General features: G+C 61.5%; 20 protein-coding genes. All 20 read right to left on the minus strand.

Going from position 1 to position 22,021, the window contains the following annotated elements:
• Nucleotides 1–92: 92 nt before the first annotated feature.
• On the minus strand, nucleotides 93–788 hold the full coding sequence (locus tag M1E05_RS13690; protein WP_458110862.1) for a DivIVA domain-containing protein: 696 nt from the start codon (nucleotides 786–788) through the stop codon (nucleotides 93–95).
• Between the two features lie 170 nt (nucleotides 789–958).
• The gene (locus M1E05_RS13695) at nucleotides 959–1,246 is read right to left on the minus strand and encodes a YggT family protein (protein WP_458110863.1); all 288 of its coding nucleotides are present in this window, start codon (nucleotides 1,244–1,246) and stop codon (nucleotides 959–961) included.
• A gap of 120 nt (nucleotides 1,247–1,366) precedes the next feature.
• Nucleotides 1,367–1,897 (minus strand): cell division protein SepF, encoded by a 531-nt coding sequence (locus M1E05_RS13700; RefSeq protein ID WP_458110864.1) that lies wholly within the window; start codon nucleotides 1,895–1,897, stop codon nucleotides 1,367–1,369.
• An 87-nt stretch (nucleotides 1,898–1,984) separates the two neighbouring features.
• Nucleotides 1,985–2,722 carry a YggS family pyridoxal phosphate-dependent enzyme gene (locus M1E05_RS13705; protein ID WP_458110865.1) on the minus strand — a complete coding sequence of 246 codons (738 nt, stop codon included), beginning with the start codon at nucleotides 2,720–2,722 and terminating at the stop codon, nucleotides 1,985–1,987.
• Nucleotides 2,715–3,431, minus strand: coding sequence for a purine nucleoside phosphorylase YfiH/LACC1 family protein (locus M1E05_RS13710; RefSeq protein WP_458110866.1), 717 nt, complete (start codon nucleotides 3,429–3,431; stop codon nucleotides 2,715–2,717). Before M1E05_RS13710 ends, M1E05_RS13705 begins: the two co-directional genes overlap by 8 nt.
• A gap of 106 nt (nucleotides 3,432–3,537) precedes the next feature.
• The gene (gene ftsZ / locus M1E05_RS13715; protein ID WP_458110867.1) at nucleotides 3,538–4,770 is read right to left on the minus strand and encodes a cell division protein FtsZ; all 1,233 of its coding nucleotides are present in this window, start codon (nucleotides 4,768–4,770) and stop codon (nucleotides 3,538–3,540) included.
• 189 nt (nucleotides 4,771–4,959) lie between these two features.
• Entirely contained in the window at nucleotides 4,960–5,850 is an 891-nt protein-coding gene (locus tag M1E05_RS13720; protein ID WP_458110868.1) for a cell division protein FtsQ/DivIB, read from the minus strand.
• Entirely contained in the window at nucleotides 5,843–7,216 is a 1,374-nt protein-coding gene (gene murC / locus M1E05_RS13725; RefSeq protein WP_461163278.1) for a UDP-N-acetylmuramate--L-alanine ligase, read from the minus strand. Before murC ends, M1E05_RS13720 begins: the two co-directional genes overlap by 8 nt.
• A 14-nt stretch (nucleotides 7,217–7,230) precedes the next feature.
• Nucleotides 7,231–8,337, minus strand: coding sequence for an undecaprenyldiphospho-muramoylpentapeptide beta-N-acetylglucosaminyltransferase (murG, locus tag M1E05_RS13730; protein WP_458110870.1), 1,107 nt, complete (start codon nucleotides 8,335–8,337; stop codon nucleotides 7,231–7,233).
• 7 nt (nucleotides 8,338–8,344) lie between these two features.
• On the minus strand, nucleotides 8,345–9,664 hold the full coding sequence (ftsW, locus tag M1E05_RS13735) for a putative lipid II flippase FtsW (protein WP_458110871.1): 1,320 nt from the start codon (nucleotides 9,662–9,664) through the stop codon (nucleotides 8,345–8,347).
• Between the two features lie 2 nt (nucleotides 9,665–9,666).
• A complete protein-coding gene (gene murD / locus M1E05_RS13740; RefSeq protein WP_458110872.1) occupies nucleotides 9,667–11,283 on the minus strand; it encodes a UDP-N-acetylmuramoyl-L-alanine--D-glutamate ligase in 1,617 nt (538 codons plus the stop codon).
• Nucleotides 11,265–12,374 carry a phospho-N-acetylmuramoyl-pentapeptide-transferase gene (mraY, locus tag M1E05_RS13745; RefSeq protein WP_458110873.1) on the minus strand — a complete coding sequence of 370 codons (1,110 nt, stop codon included), beginning with the start codon at nucleotides 12,372–12,374 and terminating at the stop codon, nucleotides 11,265–11,267. The genes murD and mraY overlap by 19 nt, the downstream gene beginning before the upstream one ends.
• A complete protein-coding gene (locus tag M1E05_RS13750) occupies nucleotides 12,371–13,858 on the minus strand; it encodes a UDP-N-acetylmuramoyl-tripeptide--D-alanyl-D-alanine ligase (protein ID WP_461163279.1) in 1,488 nt (495 codons plus the stop codon). Before M1E05_RS13750 ends, mraY begins: the two co-directional genes overlap by 4 nt.
• Before the next feature lie 6 nt (nucleotides 13,859–13,864).
• Nucleotides 13,865–15,424 (minus strand): UDP-N-acetylmuramoyl-L-alanyl-D-glutamate--2,6-diaminopimelate ligase, encoded by a 1,560-nt coding sequence (locus M1E05_RS13755; protein ID WP_458114494.1) that lies wholly within the window; start codon nucleotides 15,422–15,424, stop codon nucleotides 13,865–13,867.
• A gap of 205 nt (nucleotides 15,425–15,629) precedes the next feature.
• Nucleotides 15,630–17,432 (minus strand): peptidoglycan D,D-transpeptidase FtsI family protein, encoded by a 1,803-nt coding sequence (locus M1E05_RS13760; protein ID WP_461163280.1) that lies wholly within the window; start codon nucleotides 17,430–17,432, stop codon nucleotides 15,630–15,632.
• A gap of 56 nt (nucleotides 17,433–17,488) precedes the next feature.
• Nucleotides 17,489–18,193: a hypothetical protein gene (locus M1E05_RS13765; RefSeq protein WP_458110876.1), complete on the minus strand. Its 705-nt coding sequence runs from the start codon at nucleotides 18,191–18,193 to the stop codon at nucleotides 17,489–17,491.
• On the minus strand, nucleotides 18,190–19,188 hold the full coding sequence (gene rsmH / locus M1E05_RS13770) for a 16S rRNA (cytosine(1402)-N(4))-methyltransferase RsmH (protein WP_458110877.1): 999 nt from the start codon (nucleotides 19,186–19,188) through the stop codon (nucleotides 18,190–18,192). The genes M1E05_RS13765 and rsmH overlap by 4 nt, the downstream gene beginning before the upstream one ends.
• 183 nt (nucleotides 19,189–19,371) lie before the next feature.
• Nucleotides 19,372–19,800, minus strand: a complete 429-nt coding sequence (gene mraZ, locus M1E05_RS13775; protein ID WP_247045223.1) for a division/cell wall cluster transcriptional repressor MraZ — start codon at nucleotides 19,798–19,800, stop codon at nucleotides 19,372–19,374.
• A gap of 313 nt (nucleotides 19,801–20,113) precedes the next feature.
• Entirely contained in the window at nucleotides 20,114–20,482 is a 369-nt protein-coding gene (locus M1E05_RS13780) for a DUF3040 domain-containing protein (protein ID WP_458110878.1), read from the minus strand.
• A gap of 274 nt (nucleotides 20,483–20,756) precedes the next feature.
• Nucleotides 20,757–21,917, minus strand: coding sequence for a DNA polymerase IV (gene dinB, locus M1E05_RS13785; protein WP_458114495.1), 1,161 nt, complete (start codon nucleotides 21,915–21,917; stop codon nucleotides 20,757–20,759).
• Between the last annotated feature and the right edge of the window lie 104 nt (nucleotides 21,918–22,021).

Raw genomic sequence — 22,021 nt, forward strand, 5'->3', positions numbered from 1 at the left:
GTGCTGTCGTGGGTTCGTGTCGATGGACTTAATGGAAAAACCGGCGGCCAAGGAATCCCCAGCCACCGGCTTTCAGAATACTTCTTACAACATTAGTTGTTGGCTTCGACTTCCGGCGCCGCCACAGAACCACGGGCGTCCAAGTCGCGCAGCTGGCCTTCGATGTAGGCCTTGAGGCGTGAGCGATAGTCGCGTTCGAATCCACGGAGCTGCTCAACCTTGCGCTCCAGCACTGACCGCTGCTGCTCAAGTGCACCAAGGACCTTGCGGGACTTCTCCTGCGCGTCGTTGACGAGGCTGCTGGCTTCGATCTGTGCTTCCGCAATGATCTTGTCACGCTGCTGCTCACCGTCGGCAACGTGCTTGTCGTGCATCTGCTGAGCCATGGCCAGGAGCCCGGCAGCGGATTCAGCCGTTGGCGTGATGCCACCGGCAGCAGGAGCGGCTACGGGAACCGCTGCCAAAGCTGCAGCCTTCTCCAACTCCTGCTTGCGTGCGGCTTCAGCAGCCTTCGCCTCGGCTTCGGCCTTGGCGCGGGACTCTTCTTTGTCCGCCTTGACGGGGGCCGGAACCTTCTCTACGACGGGAGCCGCGACAGTAGACGTCGCAGGCGAGCCGGAACCGCCTTCTGCGAGCTTCTTACGAAGTTCGTCATTCTCCTGGTTCAGGCGCCGCAGTTCGACGACGATTTCGTCCAGGAAGTCGTCAACCTCGTCCTGGTCGTAGCCTTCGCGGAACTTGGTCGGCTGAAAGCGCTTGTTGACAACGTCTTCTGGCGTCAAAGCCATCTGGTCACCTCGTTGGTCTAGTTAGTCGGCGGCCTTCCGGCCGTCAAAACTACGGTACCTAAATATGGTCTCGTTCCTCTAATTCAACACGTCAGTGTCAAACCAGAGTTTTTTCACGGCTTAGTGACCCGTTTTCGGGGCCGCTTGCCAGCCGCAAGCTGTTATGAAAATTACGCGAAACCCCGGACGATTGCCATAGCGATGCTCACCGCAATGAACAACAGCAAAAATCCCAGATCCAGGGAGATCCCGCCAAGCCGCAAAGGCGGAATGAACCGCCGCAGGAGGTTCAGGGGTGGGTCTGTGATGGAGTACACACCATGGGCAGCCACAAGGGCGGCCCCACGGGGCCGCCATTCCCGGGCAAACATCTGGACCCAGTCAAAAACCAGGCGGATGATCAGCGCCACCAAAAAGAACAACAGAACCAGGTAGACAAGACCGAAAACAATTCCCATGAGCTAACTCATATCTCCATGTTCATTCCGGAAACCGAGGTGTCCTGTAGAAGTCGTCTTGTCTATTTCAGCACAGATGCCACACAGGCGGACCTGTCCGGCACCGATAACAGGGCTGCTCTAGCTCTGGTTAAAGAAGCTGGCTTGGGTCTCGCTGGCCTTCTTGTCGTCCCCGATGACCTCGATGTATGAGGGCGACAGGAGGAAAACCTTGTTGGTGACCCGCTCGATACTCCCCCGAAGTCCAAAGACGAGGCCGGCAGAGAAGTCGACGAGCCGCTTGGCGTCGCCCTCCCCCATATCGGTGACGTTCATGATGACGGGGATGCCGTCACGGAAACTCTCACCGATGAGCTTGGCGTCGTTGTAGGACCGCGGATGGATTGTGGTGATCTGGCGGAGCCCGGAGCTTTCTTCGCGACTCGATGCCGCACGTTTAATAGGTGTCACTGGGGCACGGTACTCCTCTTCGGAGGCGTAGGACGCTTCCCGGGAGACCTCGCGGACAGGTGCCGGTGCGCGGCGTTCCTCGCGGTCATGCTCCATCGAATTGTCCTCACCCTTGTGCGATGTGTGATGCTCAGACTCGTAGTGTTCGTCGCCATCAGCGAGCCCAAGATAGATCATTGTCTTGCGCAGAGCGCCTGCCATGGTCGACTCCTATCGTGTCCGTCAGCGGGCAGCTCAATTGACTTGACAGTACCGGAATCCCCGCCATTCTCATCCAGTACTTTGACGCTACCCCAACGCCGGACGCGAACCGAGAATATCCGAACCAATTCGGAGGTGTGTCGCCCCGAATTCTATTGCCGCTTCAAGGTCCTGGCTCATCCCTGCGGAAATGCCTGTCGCCTGAGGGTGGACTGAGGTCAGGGACGCAGAAATTCCTGCCAGCTTCGCGAAGGCTTGCCGGGGGTCACCGCCAAGCGGCGCCACGGCCATCAGCCCAGCCAGCTCAAGGCCCTCCAGGTCTGCCAGGCGGTCGGCAAGGGACTCGACGTCAGCAGGCAGGGCACCACCACGGTGGCCCTGGGGATGGTCATCGAGATTGACCTGAATAAAGCACTTCAACGGATCACGGCCGGAGCCCTCAAGGTGTGCAGCAACAGCTTTAGCCAAGGCGCCGGCGATTTGAGGCCGGTCCACCGAATGGACTGCGTGGGCGTAGCGCACCACTGATTTGGCTTTGTTGCTCTGCAATTGGCCCACAAAGTGCCACCGCAGCGGGAGGTCTCCCAGCAGAGCTGATTTTTCTGTTGCTTCCTGATCCCTGTTCTCTCCGAAGTCCATGACACCCAAGGAGGCCAGGCGCCGGACATCCTCGGCGGGATGAAACTTGCTGACCACAATCAGCTCGGGAGCAGCGGTACGTCCCGCCGCTGCTGTTGCTTTCCCGATCCGAAGGCGGACCGCATTGAGTCGTTCCCGGAGTTGAGAGGTTCTGGAGTCGTCCACGTGCACTGAGGGATCAGTCATCTGTCCATACCAATCCCGCAAACCGTCCAGTGTGCCGGTTCCGGCGGTAGGAATACAGTGACTCATTCTCCAGTGTGCATTGTCCCGAGTATTCGATTGCGACGCCTTCAGCTTCCAATTGGCTCCTTACGCCTGCCGGAAGATCCAGCCCGGGCGTCCCCCACGAGGTCTCCGACCACGCCGCCGGAACGGTGGTGGTCACGCTATCCCTCATGCTGCCAGGGACCTCGTAGCACGAGCCGCAGATCGAGGGTCCTATCCAGGCCCGGATGTCCGCGGCACCGGCGTCGCGCATCTTTTGAATCGCCCCGGGCACGATTCCCGCCGCCACACCGGGGCGTCCGGCATGGACGGCGGCAAGAATCGGCAGGGAGCCTGTACCCGACGGCGGCTCAGCCACCATCACGACGGGGACACAGTCAGCCACCATCACCGCCAGGGGCATCCCGCGCGAGACCAGGCCATCGGCAGTAGGGACGGCTGTGCCATTTGCCTCAGCGCGGGTTTCCAAGAACAGGACATCGCTGCCGTGGACCTGATTCATGTACTGGAAACGCCGCGGTTTGATCCCCGACGCCGCTTCCAGCAGGTCCCTTCGACGCCTGACCTCAGCAGGATCATCACCCACATGCAACGCCAGGTTCCCCGCCCCGGCGTCAGTGAAGGCCACCCACGTGCCGGGACGGACTTCGGTTCGCCACGAAAACAATCAGAACACCTTCAAGCAATAGATCGGCGCCGGGTGCGCCCCGTGTTACCACGAAGCCTAAGCCTACGTCACCCCAGGAAGCCGATTCACCTCAGGACGTCCGGCGTTACTTCAGAAAGTCGGGGACGTCCAGGTCGTCAGAATGGCTCCCGGAGAGGTCCGGTTCCACAACCGAGGGGAGGTCGACGTCGAAGCCTGAGTCGGCGGGCACAGCGGAGTGCCGCTGTTGACCCCAGTTGCTCAGGCCGGAGGCACCAATCCCGGCGTGCACCGGCTGGGCCTGCACAGGCGACGGCGCCTGCGCCGGTACTCCAACCGGAGCGGATGCCGGCACTGCCGGCCGCTGCGGTGCTGCCTGCGCAGGCGTCTGGTCCATGGAGGGGGAGGTTGCCTTGACGTCGTCGAAACCCGCTGCGATAACCGTTACGCGGGCTTCGTCCCCCAGGGCATCATCGATAACCGCACCGAAGATGATGTTTGCTTCCGGGTGGGCAACCTCTTGTACGAGGCGGGCCGCTTCGTTGATCTCGAACAACCCAAGGTCGGAGCCGCCCTGGATGGACAGCAGCACTCCGTGGGCGCCGTCAATGGATGCCTCGAGCAGCGGTGACGCGATGGCGAGTTCTGCGGCCTTGACGGCGCGGTCCTCGCCGCGGGCGGAACCGATACCCATCAGCGCGGACCCCGCACCCTGCATCACGGACTTTACGTCGGCGAAGTCGAGGTTGATCAGGCCCGGGGTAGTGATCAGGTCGGTGATGCCCTGGACACCGGACAGCAGGACCTGGTCGGCAGAGCGGAAAGCATCCAGGACAGAGACGTTCCGGTCGCTGATGGAGAGCAGGCGGTCGTTGGGAATGACGATCAGGGTGTCGACCTCGTCGCGGAGGGCGTCAATTCCAGCCTCGGCCGAGCCTGCACGGCGCCGGCCTTCGAAGGTGAACGGGCGGGTGACAACACCGATTGTCAGTGCACCGAGGGAACGGGCAATCCGCGCCACAACGGGGGCGCCACCGGTACCTGTGCCGCCGCCTTCGCCGGCGGTGACGAAGACCATGTCCGCGCCGCGGATGACCTCTTCAATTTCGTCAGCGTGATCCTCGGCGGCCTGCTTGCCGACCTCGGGGTTCGCCCCGGCGCCGAGGCCACGGGTCAGCTCGCGTCCAACGTCAAGCTTGACGTCAGCGTCACTCATGAGCAGGGCCTGGGCATCTGTGTTGATCGCGATAAATTCCACGCCCCGCAGACCTACCTCGATCATGCGGTTGACTGCGTTCACGCCACCGCCGCCGATGCCGACGACCTTGATGACGGCCAAGTAATTCTGCGGAGCTGCCACGTTACGTGTCCCTTGTTCGTGTCCTGATGCGAAACCTGATGGAGTCTAGCTTGAAGCTTTCAACCTTAACCCTCGACCTGAGGGTTATAGTTATGTCAACTAACTCATGCCTGTGACGCTATTTCCTCTGCTTGCCACATTCAATTACCACTACCGCGTGTCGTAGGAATACCCCCGAAATAGTGCTGTTTAGCGGGTTACGGGGTGTCTGGGGACACTGACGTCGTAGACACTGACCGGGTTCTTCGGGTCAGCCGGTGCCTTGAGCAGCGCCTCCAGCACCTTCGCTTTGAGCTCCTTCTCCCCCGCGTTTCCCCAGACGATGGTTTGCCCGTCCACGAGCTTGAGCTCAACGGCATCCACGGACTTTGCCGAGGCATCTGAAAGCTTTTTCAGTACGTCGGCCGGGAGGGCACCAAGCACACCTGTGATGGCATGGAACAGATCCTTTCCCATGGCCCCGGCGCCGCCGTCGATGACGGGTAGCTGGATACTGGACGGATCCGTGGTGCTGCTGAGCTGGACGCCCTCGATATCAACTAGTTGAAAAGTCTCGCCTTGCTTCAGGAGTGCCACCGGGACGCGCTCCTGAACCTGGACCAGCAGCCCTGAAGGAGGCCTGGCCTGCGTCGTAACACCCTTGATTTGGACAAGTGGCTGGAGCAATGCACTGACCTCGGAGTCACTTACCTGCGGCAGGGGCTTGCCCTCCAGAGGTTCCAACGCCGCCTTGATCTGCTCAGTTGTCAGCATCTTGGTGCCCTGCACCGTGATGGTCCTGACCGCAAGCGCCGGGGAGTAGATGGCGGCCGCGAGTAGACCGGCCACCAGCGCTGCAACGATGCAGGCCGTGATGATGATGTTCCGCCTGATCCGCCTGGCCCTGGGCTCGGGAAAGTTGACTACATTGTCCGGGAGTGGCGCGGAGGGCTGATCGCCCGGGCCATCCGCAGATTTGGATGCAGAAATAATCCCGGAACGTTTCCGGTCACCACTGGCTTGCGGGCTGCCAACGGGTGGTTTACCAGAGCTTGGCTTGCTGCCGGAGGGCTTGTACGTTGGCCTCCGGGTGCTAGCCACTCAGCGCCTCCACAATGAGCGGGCCATAAGCTGTGACGTCCCCCGCACCGGCTGTCAGGATGACGTCGCCGGGTCGGGCCGCCGCCGTCAACTGGGATACTGCTTCCGTTCCGGCCCCTACAAGCCTGCCGCCTGCCTGAAGGTACTGCGCAATCAACTGGCTGCTGACGCCCGGGATAGGATCTTCGCGCGCCGGATAAATGTCCAGCACCAGGGCGGTGTCGGCCAGGTTGAGGGCTTCTGCAAAGTCGCGGGCAAACTCCCGGGTGCGGGAGAACAAATGAGGTTGGAAGAGCACATGCACCTTATGGGCTCCGGCCACCGAACGGGCGGCCGATAATGCCGCGCGCACCTCGGTGGGGTGATGCGCGTAGTCATCGTATACCCGGACGGCGCGGCCTTCACCCTTGAATTCGAATCTCCGGGACGCACCGGAGAAGTCAGCAAGGGCCGTGGCTGCCAGCTGTGGTCGGACACCAAGTTCACGGGCCACGGCAAAGGCCGCTGTCGCGTTCAGGGCATTGTGCAGCCCAGGCACCTTGAGGTCCAGCTTGAAGCGTCCCTCAGGCATTGACAACCAGATGCCGTCCGGACCGCCGTGATGCAAGCGGACCTCACAGTCCTCAGCAGTTCCGTAGAGCAGGACCCGGGTTGCGCCTCCTGCCCTTGTCCGTTCAGCCAGGGCGCGTGCGCCGTCGTCGTCTCCGCAGACGATCAACAAACCATCATCCGGAAGGAGCGCCGCGAACCGGTCAAACGATTCATAGACTGCCTCCGGTGTGCCGTAATGGTCCAGGTGATCCGCTTCCACATTGGTCACCACGGCGATCCGTGGCCGGTAGTTCAAGAAGGAGCCATCAGACTCGTCCGCCTCGGCAACGAAGATTTTGGATGCCCCATGGGCGGCATTGACGCCGAGGGCGGGTACGTTGGCACCGATTGCATAGGATGGGTCCAGCCCGGCCCCCTGGAGCAGTACGGTCACCATGGAGGTAGTGGTCGATTTTCCGTGCGTGCCGGCAACCGTCACCACGTCATCGTCACCCATCAGCGCAGCCAGCGCCTGCGAGCGATGCAACACTGCGATGCCCCGGTTGCGTGCTGCTGCAAGCTCGGGATTGTCCTCGCGGATGGCGGATCCGGCGACCACCGTGTCGGCGTCCCCGAGGTTTGCCGCTCCATACCCGACGGCGATGCGCGCCCCTGCAGCTGCCAGCTCGGCCATCACAGGAAGATCTTTGGCATCGGAACCGCTCACCGCCACCCCACGGGCAACCATGATCCGGGCAACGGCTGACATTCCAACTCCTCCGATGCCGATGAAATGGACCTTGCCGAGGGATTCCTGCTTCCGCGGCTCAGTCATCAGCCCTGGTTGATTCATCGGTTTACCGCTTCCAGGACGAGGCCGGCCATCAGCTGGTCGGCGTTTCTGATACCAAGTTGTTGGGCTTGTGAGGCCATCCGGCCGAGGCGTTCCGTATCAGACAGCAACGGAATGATCTCCTTGCTGACCCACTCGGGGGTGAAGTTCTTATCGTTTACCAACAGAGCGGCTCCGGCATTCACCAGGCCGGAGGCATTCAGGGCCTGTTCCCCGTTCCCGATGGGCAAGGGAACAAATACAGCCGGTAAACCCACCGCGGCCACCTCGCAAACGGTGGCGGCTCCGGCGCGGGCAAGGAGCAGATCGGCTGCAGCATAAATGGATTCCATGCCGTCCACGTATTCGATCTGCAGGTAGCCCGCTGCCTCTAACCGCCGGCCGTTCGAATCCTGCAGGGACTTTCCCCTGCCGGTGATGTGGAGCGTCTGGATGCCCGCAGCGGCCAATGCCTGAAGAGATGCTGCGATGGTGCGGTTGATGCTCTGGGCGCCCAAGGAACCACCCGTGACGATGAGGGTAGGGCGCTCAGGGTCCAGCCCAAGCGACAACCTCGCCGCCCGCCGCGCTGATGCCCGGTCAAGCCCGGAGATCTCCGGACGCATGGGCATTCCGACATGCCGTGCACCTTGGAGCCTTGTCTGCTCGAAGGCGACTGCGACATGGTTGCTGAGCCGGGCACCGATGCGGTTTGCCAGTCCGGGCCTTGTGTTGGCTTCATGCAGGACGATCGGGATTTTGCGCCGCCAGGCAGCGAGGTACATCGGGGTGCAGACGTAACCCCCGACTCCCACCAAAACGTCGGCACCGGCATCGTCCAAGATTTTCCCCGCCTGCCCTACTGCCGCAGCAAGACGTGCAGGCAGGCGGAGGAGATCCAGCGACGGCTTGCGCGGAAACGGGACTCTGTTTATGGTCGCAAGTTCAATTCCTGCAGCCGGGACAAGCCGCGTTTCCATACCGTTTGGCGTCCCGACGGCGAGCAGCCTGGCTTCTGGACGGGCTTTCCGCAGGGCGTTGGCGATGGCAAGGAGCGGGCTGACATGCCCGGCCGTTCCACCGCCGGCAAGGACCACGGACAGGGAGGAGGACTTCGGCTTCATTGGAATGCTATTTCCGCTTTCGTGGGGAGTTTATGCGACCGGCCTTTGCCTGGCCCGGAAGCAGCCGCTTGGGCTGGATACCGGGTGCCATCTGGGCCCTCGCCAACGACAAGACTACGCCGATGGCGCATAGTGACATCAGCAAGGCCGAGCCACCGTAGGAAATAAATGGCAGGGGCACACCGATCACGGGAGCCAGGCCTGTGACGACGGCCATGTTGACGGTCGCCTGTCCCAACAGCCAGACCATGATGGTTCCCGCCAGTACCCGGTGGAACATGTCTTCCTGGGCGACCACAACCCGATAAATGGCTGCACCGAGAATGGCAAAGAGGATCAGCACAACGAGGGTACCGACGAGGCCGAGTTCTTCTCCGATGATGGCAAAAATGAAGTCGTTGTGGGCTTCCGGGATCCAGCTGTACTTTTGCCTGCTCTGGCCCAGCCCCACTCCCAGCCAGCCTCCCGAGGCCAGGCCGTAGAGGCCGTTCGTGGATTGGTAGTTGGCATCGCTGCCGTTGGTGCACGCCCCGCCCGTCCACCAGGACGTGATGCGGCACATGCGGTTGGAGCTGGTGAGTGCCATGGCTGCGGTGCCTGCGGCTCCAACCAGTCCAGCTAAGCCGAAAAGGTAAAGCGGTACGCCGGCAAAGAAGAGCGCCGCAGCAGTAATCATCATGATGATCATGGCCGTGCCGAGGTCATTGCCCAGGACAACCAGACCGATGATGATGCCGGCCAGGGGCACAGCGGGGATCAGGGCGTGCTGCCAGCGGTGGAGGAGCTTCCTTTTCATCGCCAGTACGGTGGCCATCCAAAGGGCCAGCGCCAGCTTGGCTGCCTCGGAGGGCTGGAAAGTGATGCCGCCCAGATCAATCCAGTTTTTGTTGCCGTTGACCTCGTCGCCGATTACCTGGACCAGGATGAGGAGGACGAGGGCAATGCCCACTCCGGGCCAGGCAAAACGCTTGAGCCAGACGACATTAACGCGCGAAAGGATGAACATAAAGAACAGGCCGATGACGGCGAACATGCCCTGTTTGAGGGCAGCGGAATAGGGTGATTCCCCTGCCGCGATCGCTTCCACGCTTGAGGCAGAAAGGACCATCATGATGCCGATGGCAGTAAGGGCCAGTGTGGAACCGAGGATGAGGTAATACGTGGAGCCGTTGCGGGACGTTCCGGTCCCCTCAAGTACTGACCAGAAGCGACGGTATGCATTCCGGACTTTGACGGGAAGAGATGTGTTGGCCTGCCGTGCCGTCGAAGCCTGCCGCGGCTTTGACCCGCCGGCCGTTCCGGGGGTGCGTATTGGCGTGCTGGCCATTCCTACTCCTCGCCGGTCCGGGCCTGCCCTTCCACGAGCTCGCTAACGGCCTCGATGAAAGCGTCGCCACGATGAGCGTAGGAAGAGAACTGATCCATGGAAGCAGCCGCCGGCGCCATGAGCACGGTATCGCCTGGTGAGGCGATCTGGGCCGCCGCCGCAACGGCTTTCGCCATCACGTACCTGCCGGAGTTCGGCCCGGAACCCGTGGAGGCACCACCCGTTCCGGCAGTCTGCGTATTGTCAGTGTCACCCGTTTCAGCCCTGATCACGGGAACATCCGCAGCGTGTCGCTCTAGGGCGGCCGATAGGTCAGCCACATCCTCCCCTATGAGGACCACAGCTTTGAGGCGGTGCGAATTTTCCCGCACCAGGTCGTCATAGCTGACGCCCTTCGAGAGCCCGCCCGCAATCCAAACGACGTTCTGGAAAGCCCCCAGCGATGCCGCAGCAGCATGGGGGTTGGTGGCCTTGGAATCATTGATCCACAGGACGTCGTTATAGCGGGCCACAAGCTGAATGCGATGATCGCCGGGGATGTAGTTCCGTAGGCCCTGGCGGATTGCCGACGCGTCCACACCATACGCCCGCACGAGGCCGGCGGCGGCGAGGGCATTTGCCACCATGTGGCGCGGCGCAACCGGGCCGAGATCGGATCGGGCAGCAAGCTCAGCGGCGCTGTCCTTGCGTTCGGCTATGAAGGCACGGTCTACCAGGAGCCCTTCAACCACACCGAGCATGCTGACGGCAGGGGTCGTTGTGGTGAAACCGATGGCACGGCAGCCTTCCACGACGTCTGCGTTTTCAACCATCCTTTCGGTTTCGACCTGTTCGGCATTGTAGATGCAGGCGACCCGGGTCCGCTCATAGACCTTTGCCTTGTCCGCGAGGTACGAATCGTACGAGCCGTGCCAGTCAACGTGATCTTCGGCTACGTTGAGGCACACGCTTGCGAGAGGGGAAACTGACTCGCTCCAGTGCAGTTGGAAGCTTGAGAGTTCGACGGCCAGGACATCGTATTCCACGGGGTCCCGGAGTGCATCCAGGATGGGCGTTCCCACGTTTCCCACGGCGATGGCCTTCAGCCCTGCAGCCTGCAGCATGGACTCTGTCAGTCCCACAGTGGTGGTCTTGCCGTTGGTGCCGGTGATGGCAAGCCACTCCGCCGTCTTGCGCCCCGCGCGTTCACGTACCCGCCAGGCGAGTTCGACGTCGCCCCAGATGGGGATGTGCGCGCGCGCAGCAGCCGCCAGGAGGGCCTGGTCAGGCCTCCAGCCGGGCGAGGTAACAATAAGGTCAGGTACCGCGCCGTCCACCCTGGGTACGGACTGAACGGCATCTTCCCCGAGGAGGACGTCGACGGCGCCGACGATCTTCAGGGTGTCAGCCTGGGCCTGGGCCTTTGCACTCGTTGAGGCATCCACGACGACTACCCTTGCACCCAGTTCGATGAGGGTGTCGGCTGCCGCAAAACCGGATACGCCGATGCCAGTGACAACGACACGGAGCCCGGCCCAGTCTGAATCCCAGCTGACAAGGCTTTTGAGCCTCAACAGGTTCGCTGACCGGGCTGCGGGGTTCAGTCCACGGATCAGCGCGTTCACAGCAGCACTACCCATTCTGCGTAGAAGATTCCCAAGCCAGCGGCCACGCATAGGCCTCCCAGTATCCAGAACCGGACCACCACAGTGACCTCGGCCCATCCCTTGAGTTCGAAGTGATGCTGCAGCGGAGCCATTTTGAAGAAACGCTTGCCCTTGGTGGCCTTGAAATAGCCCACCTGGATGATCACTGACAGCGTGATCAGGACAAAGAGGCCTCCAATGAAGGCCAGAAGAAGTTCAGTGCGGGAAAGGATCGCGAAGCCGGCCACAGCTCCACCAATGGCGAGCGATCCCGTGTCCCCCATAAAGATTTTGGCCGGCGAGGTGTTCCACCACAGGAAGCCAACCAATGCAGCGCTCATGATGGCCGCGAGCAGGGCCAGATCCAACGGATCACGGACCGAATAGCAGCCGGCGCCGGCCTGTCGTGGCGAGCCACATGCCTGGTTGCTTTGCCAGATTCCCATAACGGTGTAAGCGCCGAAGACCATCACGGAAGCCCCCGCGGCCAGCCCGTCGAGCCCATCGGTCAGATTGACGCCGTTGGTCGCCGCCGTCACGATCAGGTTCGACCAGATCACGAAGAGAATAGCGCCGATGACCGTGCCACCGAAGGCGAGGTTAAGCCACGGGATGTCACGTACCAGCGAAATATGAGTTGATGCAGGGGTGACGCCGTCCGCATCCGGAAATCCCAATGCCATGATGGCGAACGCGACGCCCACCACACCCTGGCCGATGAGCTTGGCGGCAGGGTTCAGGCCCAGGCTCCGCTGCTTTGAGATCTTAATGTAGTCATCCAGGAAGCCCACGAGGCCCATGCCGACGGCAAGGAACAGGAGCAACAGCGCTGACGCGGAGGGTCCGGGCGAACGCGGATTCATCATCCACATGATGAGGTGGGTCAGCCCATAGCTCAGGATGACTGCAAAGACCACCACCGTTCCGCCCATCGTTGGCGTGCCACGTTTGGTGTGGTGGGACGTGGGTCCGTCATCCCGGATGAACTGGCCGTAGCTCTTGTGCACGAGCAGGCGGATGAACAGCGGGGTACCCACCAATGCGAACAGGAGGGCCAGGCCAGCGCCGATCAGCAGTGCGATCACAGCAGTTCGCTCCCTTCGTTGGTGGTTGGAGTGGCAGTTGCCGGAGCATGTGGGGGTAATGCTATCCGATCGCCCAAGTGCCTTAGTCCGATGCTGTTGGAGGACTTGAAGAGAACGAGGTCCCCGGGCCGGAGTTCAGATTGGAGCAGATCGTACGCTTCATCGGCGGTCTCGGTGAAAACACATTCGTCGCCCCAGGATCCCTCCTGGATCGCTGAAACATACAATGACCGGGCCTCCCTGCCGACCACGACAAGGCGGGAGATGTTCAGCCGCACCACTTGCGTGCCCACGGCGGCGTGCTCGCGGATCGAGTCGGGTCCGAGTTCAAGCATGGCTCCAAGGACTGCCCAGGTGCGCCGCCCTTGCCCCAGGTCCGCAAGGGTCCTCAAGGCCGCCCGCATGGACTCAGGGTTGGCATTGTAGGCGTCGTTGATGATGGTAACGCCGTCGGGACGCTCAGTGCGTTCCATCCGCCACCGACTGACAGCCGTCTGTGAACTGAGGGAACGGGCAATCTGCGGTCCGGCAATGCCTGCAGCGTGGGCTGCTGTGGCAGCGGCCAGCAGGTTGGTGACGTGATGAGCCCCGATCAGCTGGCTTGACACCGGAAACCCTTGGCTTTCCCCAGGAAGGGACAGCAGGAACTCAGGATTTCCAGCGCTGCTGGTTTCGGCGTTGACCGCCTGTACGTCTGCCTTCCTGCCCTGCCGGTCGGGCTGTGCCGAGAACCCCAGGACCGAAGATGACGTCCGGTTCTCCATGGCGGCCACCCGCTGATCATCGAGGTTGATCACGCCGATACCAGCCTCAGGAAGTGCTTCCAGCAACTCCCCCTTGGCCTTGGCAATGTTCTCCACGCCGCCGAATTCTCCTGCGTGGGCTGTTCCAACTCCAAGGACCACTCCGATGTCCGGGTGGACCATGTCTGCGAGGTAGCGGATGTGCCCGACTCCGGTGGCCCCCATCTCGATAACGAGGTACCGGGTTTCGAAATCGGCTTTGAACACGGTGAGGGGAACGCCGACCTCCCCGTTGTAGGAGCCCTGCGGCGCTACCGTTTTACCCTCGGTGGCCAGGACCCCCGCAAGCAGGTCCTTGGTGGTGGTCTTGCCGGCTGAGCCTGTGATGCCAATGACCGTCAGCTTGGCGCCCGCGGCCTCACGGTATGCGCGGATTCGCCGCACGGACTCCGCGGCCAGCGCTCCCATGGCAAGCACGGCGTCGGACACAACGACGGCGGGATACGGCCTACCGGTGGCGTCCGCGATGTCATGCTCTACGAGCGCGAGCACAGCGCCACGATCAAAGGCCGCGCCAGCGAAATCATGCCCGTCCGCGTTTTCCCCCGGCTTCGCGACGTAGAGGGACCCGGGCGAGGCTTCGCGGGAATCAGTCACGACAGAAAGTGGCTTGATGGCGGGATCGGCGGCCAGGCGGCCGTTTGTTATGTTGGCAATTTCAGCCGCAGTTAATGCAATCATCTCGGTTTAGGACTCTATCCGCTGGTCTTCGAGAGCCGAGAATCCACGGGCTGTCAAGGCGGCGCGGAGTTCCTCGCGGTCGTCCAGCGCAAGATTGACCCCCCGTACTTCCTGCCAGACCTCATGCCCCCTGCCTGCAACAAGGATTGTGTCCTGGGGGCGGGCGAGTTCAACTGCCTGCCGTATCGCCACATCGCGGGGGAAGCTCTCCATAATGGCGCAATCCAGCCCTTCAGCTTCTTTCGCGGCTGCCGCACCGGCAAGGACATCGGTCCGGATTGCGGCTGCATCCTCATCGTGGGGGTCGTCATCCGTGACTATGACGATGTCCGCAGACCCCGCCGCAATGGCACCCATTGTAGGCCTCTTGCCTTTATCCCGTTGCCCCGTTGCACCAAAAACCACGATCAGACGTGCGTCAGGGGTTGACGGGCGTAACGCCTCCAGGGCACGTGAAAGGGCATCGGGGTTATGAGCAAAGTCCACGACGGCGGCCGGCGACGTCGCCACGAGCTGCATGCGGCCCGGAACCGAAGTACTGAAGGGGTCAGCAGCGTCCAGCGCCTGCTGAAGCCGTTCCTGGTCCACGCCGGATTGGAGCACCATGATGGCGGCCAATGCCGCGTTGGACACGTTGAAGGTGCCGGGTAATCCTGTGTGCACCCGGATCTCCCTGCCATCACGGTGCTGGAGCCTGAAGCCTGTGCCGAGTCCGCGGGGAACGGCTTCCACCACGTTCCAGTCAGCATAGGCGGCCCCCTGACCAACCTGCGTGGAGAGCGTGACGACCGGGATGTCTGCCGTTCTCGCGAGCCGCCGGCCCCACTCATCGTCCACCGTGATGACACCGGCCGCGGCGTGCCTGGACGTGAACAGCTGAGCTTTGGTGAGGAAGTAATCCTCCATGGTGCCGTGCAGGTCCAGGTGGTCCTGGGTGAGGTTTGTAAACCCGGCGACATCGAAGATGACGCCGTCGACGCGGTGGAAGGAAACGGCGTGGGAAGAAACTTCCATGGAGACTGCGTCCAGTCCGCGCTCCCGCATCAACGCGAGGAGCGCATGCACGTCGGTGGATTCCGGGGTGGTCAGCAGGCTGGGGATGGGATCGCCGCCGGCAAGAATTTCAATGGTCCCGATCAGCCCGGGCGTCATGCCAAGGCTCCTGAGGAGGGCATTGATGAAGTAGGTCGTCGTAGTCTTGCCGTTGGTACCCGTCACTCCAAAAACGGTGGGCGTGCCCTCATTGCCTGCGCCGGTCCCGTAGACGTGGGCAGCAAGCCTGCCCACCAGCGAGCGGGGGTCCTCTGCGATCAGCACCGGCACATCGATGTCTGTCGACAGGGCAAGCTGGCGAGCACCGGCGTCGTCCGTTATGACCGCCACGGCACCGGTGGAAACGGCCTGCCCGACAAAGTCGGCGCCGTGCCGTGTAGCGCCTGGCAATGCCACATAGACGTCCCCAGGTTCCACTGTCCGTGAGTTGAGGGAAATGCCCGTGACGGGGATGGCCACCGAAGCCTCGGGGACAACCACGCCTATTTCCTCCCCCAGGCTTCCAAGCGCCACGGCACTGACGGAGGCTGGACGGAAAGAGCCGCGTGTTGTGTTGTGCCGGCTTGTTTCGTCCCGATTTGTGTTGTCCCGAGCGGGAGCATTCTGGCCGGTGTTGGCGGCATGGGCATTGAGCTCTGACAAGTGATCTCCGTTGGTGCTAGTTGATCACACCCCGGGCGAGAGAGTGTGCCCCCGAATACATGCGGTTGTGGACGTGCTACTTGGCGTACTGCGGCAACCGGGCGGGCTCGCCGGTGGATGGCGGGACGTTGTAGGTCCGCAGCGTCTGGCTCATCACGGAACGGAACACCGGACCGTTGGTGATTCCGTAGATGCTGCCCTTGGGCCGTTGCAGGACCACTTCAACAATAAACCGCGGATTGTCCATCGGCGCCATTCCGACCATGGACGCGGTGTAGCCGCAGTAGCCGGACTTGCCGTCATCGCACGGTGACTCCGACGTTCCGGTCTTGGCACCGACGCGGTAACCGTCGATGGCCGCATCCTTGATCTGGCCTTCGGTTACGGCGCTTTCGAGGATGTCCCGGACCTGTTGGGCCGTTTCCTTGGAGACGACCTCCCGTGCCGGTTTGGCAGGCACCTTTTCCTCAGTGCCGTCAGGACTGAGGTAACTGTCGATCAGCCTTGGCTGCAGCATCACTCCGTCGTTGGCGATCGTCTGGTAAGCGCGGACGGTCTGAAGAGTTGACTGCGAGACGCCCTGTCCGAACAGAACCGTGTACTGCTGCCGGTCATCCCATTGGTCAGCAGGGGTCAGGATGCCCTTGGCTTCTGCAGGCAATCCGATTTCAGGAGCCTCGCCGATGCCAAATTTCTTGAGCCAGTCATAGCGTTCCTGCTTGGTCAGCCGCTGACCAGCCATTACTGTTCCTGTGTTCATGGACCAGCCGAGGATCCCGGCCAGCGTGCGGTCCTCGGTGCCGTGGTCAAATGAGTCGTTGAAGGTCTGCCCGTCCACGCTGTACGACGGCGGAATGGTGAACTTTTCGAGGGGGCTGGACCTGCCCTCGTCAATGAGGGCGGCCGCGGTGATCATCTTTTCCACCGAACCCGGCTCATACGCCGCCGTAACGGACCTGACACCTCGATCCTTGGCATCAACCTTTCCGGGGTCGTTAGGATCCGGAGCATTCGTATCAGCCATGGCCACGATGTTTCCGGTCTTGATATCCAGGACAGTGAGGACGCCCCATTCCGCGCTGAGCTTGTCAGTCTGGCTTTGGATCGCCTGCTGGGCAAAGTACTGGAGGTCTGAATTGAGGGTGAGTTTGATGTCCTTGCCGTCCTGGGCAGGAGTGAACTTGTCCACGCCGACGGGAATCCTCAATCCATCGGCTCCAATTTCAAAGAGCCGCTTGCCCGGAGTGCCTTTCAGGATCTCATCCTGCGTCTGCTCCAGGCCGGCCTGCCCCGTGGTTCCGTCCTTGAGGAATCCGACGATTCCACCAGCCACCGGACCGTTCGGGTAAACACGTTTGCTGGTTCCTTCGGTTACGATTCCTGGAATCCCCAGCTTGGAAATCCTGTCTTCAACATCCGGCTTCAAATCCTTGGCCACAATGTAATATCTCTGATCGCCCGTGAGTGCCGCTTTGAGCTCCTCTGAGTCCCTGCCCAGTACGGCGGCGAGCTCGGAGATGCCCTGGTCCCGGGATACGTCCACATACTTTTCTTCGCCGTTTACGGTTTCGAGGCGGGGGAACGAATCTGTTTTGGTGTTGAGCTTCTGGTCCACCACCACGTTGTAGCGGATGACGCTGCTGGCCAGGACAGTACCGTTGGCATCGAGTATGCTTCCGCGCTCAGCGGGCAGCACCGTGGGCTTGAGTCTGTTGTTCAGCGCGGCTTGGGCCAATCCCCCTGCGTCCAGGCCCTGAACCAGGAACAGCTTTCCGCCCACCACAAGGAGCAGCGAGAGCATCAGGCCTAAACCCAACCGCAGGCGCCTGGTGGGGCTCGCCACTTTCTTGGCTGCCGATTTGCCGGTGCTTCGCGCCACAATCGAATCCTTGCTGGTTATCCGTGGGTGGTCTGGGCTGCCCGGGCCGGGATGTTCTACTGGCCGGGCGTCTTCTGCTGCGGTGCCGGCACCGATCCCCCGTGAAGCTCTGCTGCCGGAGCGGCAGCTACCGGAGCAGGTGGCCTTACGGCCTGGGCGGGCGGCCCTGCTGCGCCAGGGGCCGCAGAAGCGGAAGCCCCTGCATTGGGCGCGCCATCCGGCTTCCGGACGGCCAGCGGCTCATTCGCACTTGCAGGCGGAACGACGGCCAGCTGACCGGCAACTGCAGGGGCGGCGATGACGGCGCCGGGATTTGCCCCCTTGGTCGCCGGTAATGCCTTTCCGGTGACGCTCAGGTTGGACAAGTCAATCTGGCCTTTGCCTGACGAGGGAACCATGCCCAGTTCCGTGGCCTTCGCTGCCAGGTTTTGTGGAGCATCGTAATTCTGCACCTGCTGTGTCAGATCCTGGTTCTGCTTCATCAGGCTGGACTGCTCGCTTTTGAGCTGCACCAGTTGATACTGCGATGTCGAGACCTGGATGTTCAGCACAAGGACCAAAATGAGCGCAGCTGCCAACAACGCGAAGCACAATACGACAAATGGGGCGCGTCGTTTGGACGGCATGGAGCGCACAACGGACAGGGGCGTCCGGGATTTGGTTCCTTGGCCTGGTTTAATCCCGGTCACCGACCGGGGGTTCAGGGAATGGGCAGAGCTGCCGGAGACAACTGGAAAGTTCTTGGCTGCTGCGGTGCTCATGCTGATCTCCTGGCTCTGATACGTTCAACTGCGCGCAACCGGGCTGAGGCCGCACGCGGGTTCTCGGCTATCTCATCGGCAGTGGGCACCTCGGTGCCCTTGGTCAGGGTCTTGAGCTCGGGTTTGTGCTGTTCCAGCTCCACGGGGAAGCCGAGCGGTGCTGACGACTTCGAACCTGCCTGAAAGACAGCTTTGACGATCTTGTCCTCGAGCGAGTGATAGGACATCACCACCACACGTCCCCCCACGGCAATCGCTTCCACTGCGGCGGGAACAGCACGTTCAAGCACTTCCAGTTCCTCATTGACTTCAATTCGGAGAGCCTGGAAGGTTCTCTTGGCGGGGTGACCCCCTGATTTCGCCGCAGCCGAGGGCACCACAGAGCGGATTTGCTCGACCAGTTGCCCTGTGGTCTCGAATGGCTTTTCTGCCCGTGCGGCCACGATCCGGTTGGCAATCCGGCCCGCGAATTTTTCTTCGCCCCATTTGCGGATGATCCGCACCAGATCTTCTTCGCTGTAGCCGTTGACGATGTCAGCTGCGGTCTGTCCGCGGCTGGTATCCATGCGCATGTCCAGTGGAGCGTCAAAGGAGTAGGCGAATCCGCGCTCCCGTTCGTCCAGCTGCAGTGACGAAACTCCCAGATCCATCAGGATCCCATGGACTTCCACCACCCCAAGGTCCTGCAGAACTTCAGGAATCTCATCGTAAACGGCATGGACGAGGTCAGTGCGGGAGGAGAAGGGCTTCAGCCGCTCACCTGCAAGAGCGAGTGCCTCTTCGTCCCGGTCTATGCCAATCAGGTGGAGGTCGGGATAGCGCTGCAGCATCGCTTCCGAGTGCCCGCCCATCCCGAGGGTTGCATCAATGGCGATAGGGGTTTCACCGCGGCGGCGTGCTGCTTCGAATCCAGGAGCCAGCAAATTGATGCACCGGTCCCTTAGGACCGGCACGTGGCGTTCGGACGTCGGTTTCGCCTGGTCTGGATCAGTCATACCTTCGTCCTTCCTTGCCATGGTCCTTGCGTGTGCTTCTTGAGCCAGATCCCCATCCGCGCCTATCGTCCTGTCCGCCTGACTTCGGGGAAGTAAGCCAGGAGGACCATCCGATGGGCGGCTGGAGATCTCGTTCAAGAAACGTGATCGGGTCACTCGAGCCCGGGAGCCCAAGCCAGGGACTCAAAGAATTCCCGGAATGGGGTCGTCGGTCTCCGAGAAGGAGGTTTCCTTCTCAGCCAGGTACTCATTCCAGGCTTGGGCATCCCAGATCTCTGCGCGGGATCCGGCACCAATGACTGCCAGTTCCCTGCCGAGACCTGCATATGCCCGAAGCGCGGGAGGAATAGTCACGCGCCCCTGCTTGTCAGGTACCTCGTCCGAGGCTCCAGAGAGAAAGACCCGGATGTAGTCACGAGCCTGCTTGGAGGAGATGGGCGCCTCCCGCATTTGCTCGTGAATTCTTCCGAACTCACGCTCACTGAAGACGTAGATGCAGCGTTCCTGGCCTCGAGTGAGAACCAAGCCGCTGGCAAGTTCCTCGCGGAACTTCGCTGGGAGGATGATCCGCCCCTTTTCGTCCAGACGTGGTGAGTGCGTGCCAAGAAACACCTGGCCCCACCGCCCGTCTGTCGTCGGAAGCTGCACGTCCCCTGTGCTGCCACTACCCTCTTACATCCTCCACTTTACTCCACATTCCCCCACAGTCAACGCAACACGGCAAAGCGTGCGGCGCTTGTCAAGGGCAACTTCCGCAGAAATCCGAGGTTTTTCATGCATGGGGAGAAGTGGAGGGACAAACAGCCCCTCCGGAGGCAGGAGGCCTTAAAAGCAAAAGGACCCGACTCTGCGGGTCCTTTATCTTGCCTTTACGCCAGCGCACAAAACGCGGTGTGGGGGAAAGTGGGGAATCAGCGATTCACGGTCAGGAGTCGCCGCGTCTCCGCTCGTCCCACCTTTCTTCCAAGCCATTCATGAATGAGCTGCGGGGTTTCCCCGGCTTTCGGCCTTGACGGCCGTTCGCACTGCCGGTTGATCTCCGCATGGTGGCGAAATAGACGCCCGCCCCCATCACGACGAACCCGAGGACCCCGACGAAGATAATCTGCACTGATACGCCAATTAACAGCAGCAGCACACCGGCCAAGGTAGCCAGCACGCCAATTACCATGTGCCGGGTAGACCATGTTCTGCCAGGATCCGAGCCCATGGAACTGGCAAACTTTGGATCGTCCTCATGCAGCTGCTTCTCCAGCTGCTCCAGCAGCTTCTGTTCGTGCTCCGAGAGCGGCATCACGACCTCCTTAAGTCGGCCAGCGTCGGGACTGTTCGCGGCCCTTGCCTCTCATCCCTCAACGTCCAACGTGCGTCTGAGGTTCCCGGCCACCTTCTGTGGTGAATTCCGGGAACATCAAGTTGGTCGAGGGGACTGTCGGAGGGTTCAGGCTGAGAGTTCAATATGTCCAGACGTTCGAAATCTATGTACCTCTAAGGATAGTTTGTTGCGCCCGGTTCTGAAAGATACCGGGGAAGGACCTGTGGTATTTACAGGCGTCCGCCAGTGCGGATCAGCGCGGTTGATCCTTGGGGCCAAGGAGCCGCGCCGGAAGGAGCGATTTACTGCCAAATTTCCCGGTCACCCTGTCCAGTGCCTGCTCGGCGGAACGCCAGTTGTCTTCCCTCCGGTCCAGGCTGAGTTGCAATGCCGTCTGCCCTGTTTCCTCAAGGTGTTCGGCGCGCACCCCTATCAGCCGGACGGACATGGGGCGGTTGCCGAGCGAATCCAACAATTGACCCGCCACACCGTAAAGAAGTTGGGCACTGTCAATGGGTGTGGTCACGCTGCGGCTGCGGCTAATGGTGGAGAAATCTGCAAACCGGATTTTCAGAGCCACTGTCCTGGCCACTAAACCCGCACTGCGCAGTCTCGCTGCCGTCCGGTGGGAAAGCCTCAGCAACTCCCGCCGCAGCACTGCGTCGTCGGCCGTATCTTCGGCAAAAGTCTCCTCAGCGCTTATGCTCTTTTCCGCTCTCACCGGGGTTACCACTCGTGGGTCGATTCCCCAGGACAAGCGGTGGACGTGCTCTCCGGATACTCCCAGGACCTTCTTGAGCGATTGCACCGGGGTTGCCGCGACGTCAGCGACTGTCCTGATGCCCATTCGGGCGAGGACTTCGACTGATTTCGCTCCAACTCCCCACAATGCATCCACAGGGAGGCTGTGAAGATACGGGATGGTTTCCTCCGGAAGGATAAGGAGGAGCCCGTCCGGTTTGCATCGCGTGGAGGCAATCTTCGCAACGAACTTGCTGGCGGCAATTCCGACGGAGGCGGTAATGCCCAGCTCCTCCCTGACCCTGAGCCGGATAAGTTCACCGATATCCCGGGGTGAGCCGAGACGCCGGATAGCACCCCCGACATCCAGAAAGGCCTCATCGACGCTTAGCGGCTCCACAAGCTGGGTGATGGATTCGAAGATCCCCATCAGCTCTGCTGAGACTTCGTAGTAGAGCTTGTGACGCGGCTCGATGATGACCGCACGGGGACACATTCTCTGCGCCACAACCATGGGCATGGCGGACTTGACGCCAAATGAGCGGGCCTCATAAGAGGCTGACAGCACAACGGACCTGTCAGCAGGATGCCCGACAATCACCGGTTTTCCCACTAGTTCAGGCCGGCTCCGGAGCTCCACAGAGACAAAAAAGGCGTCCATATCGACGTGCATAATGCTGCTGCGCCGGAGTTCCCGAAGAGCTGCTCCGGGCGGCTGAGGGTTGTTGTCCGGCACCACAGCTCAATCCTAGTCCCGGGGACTGACTAAACTGGAGG

The organism is Arthrobacter sp. R4-81, assembly GCF_054792365.1.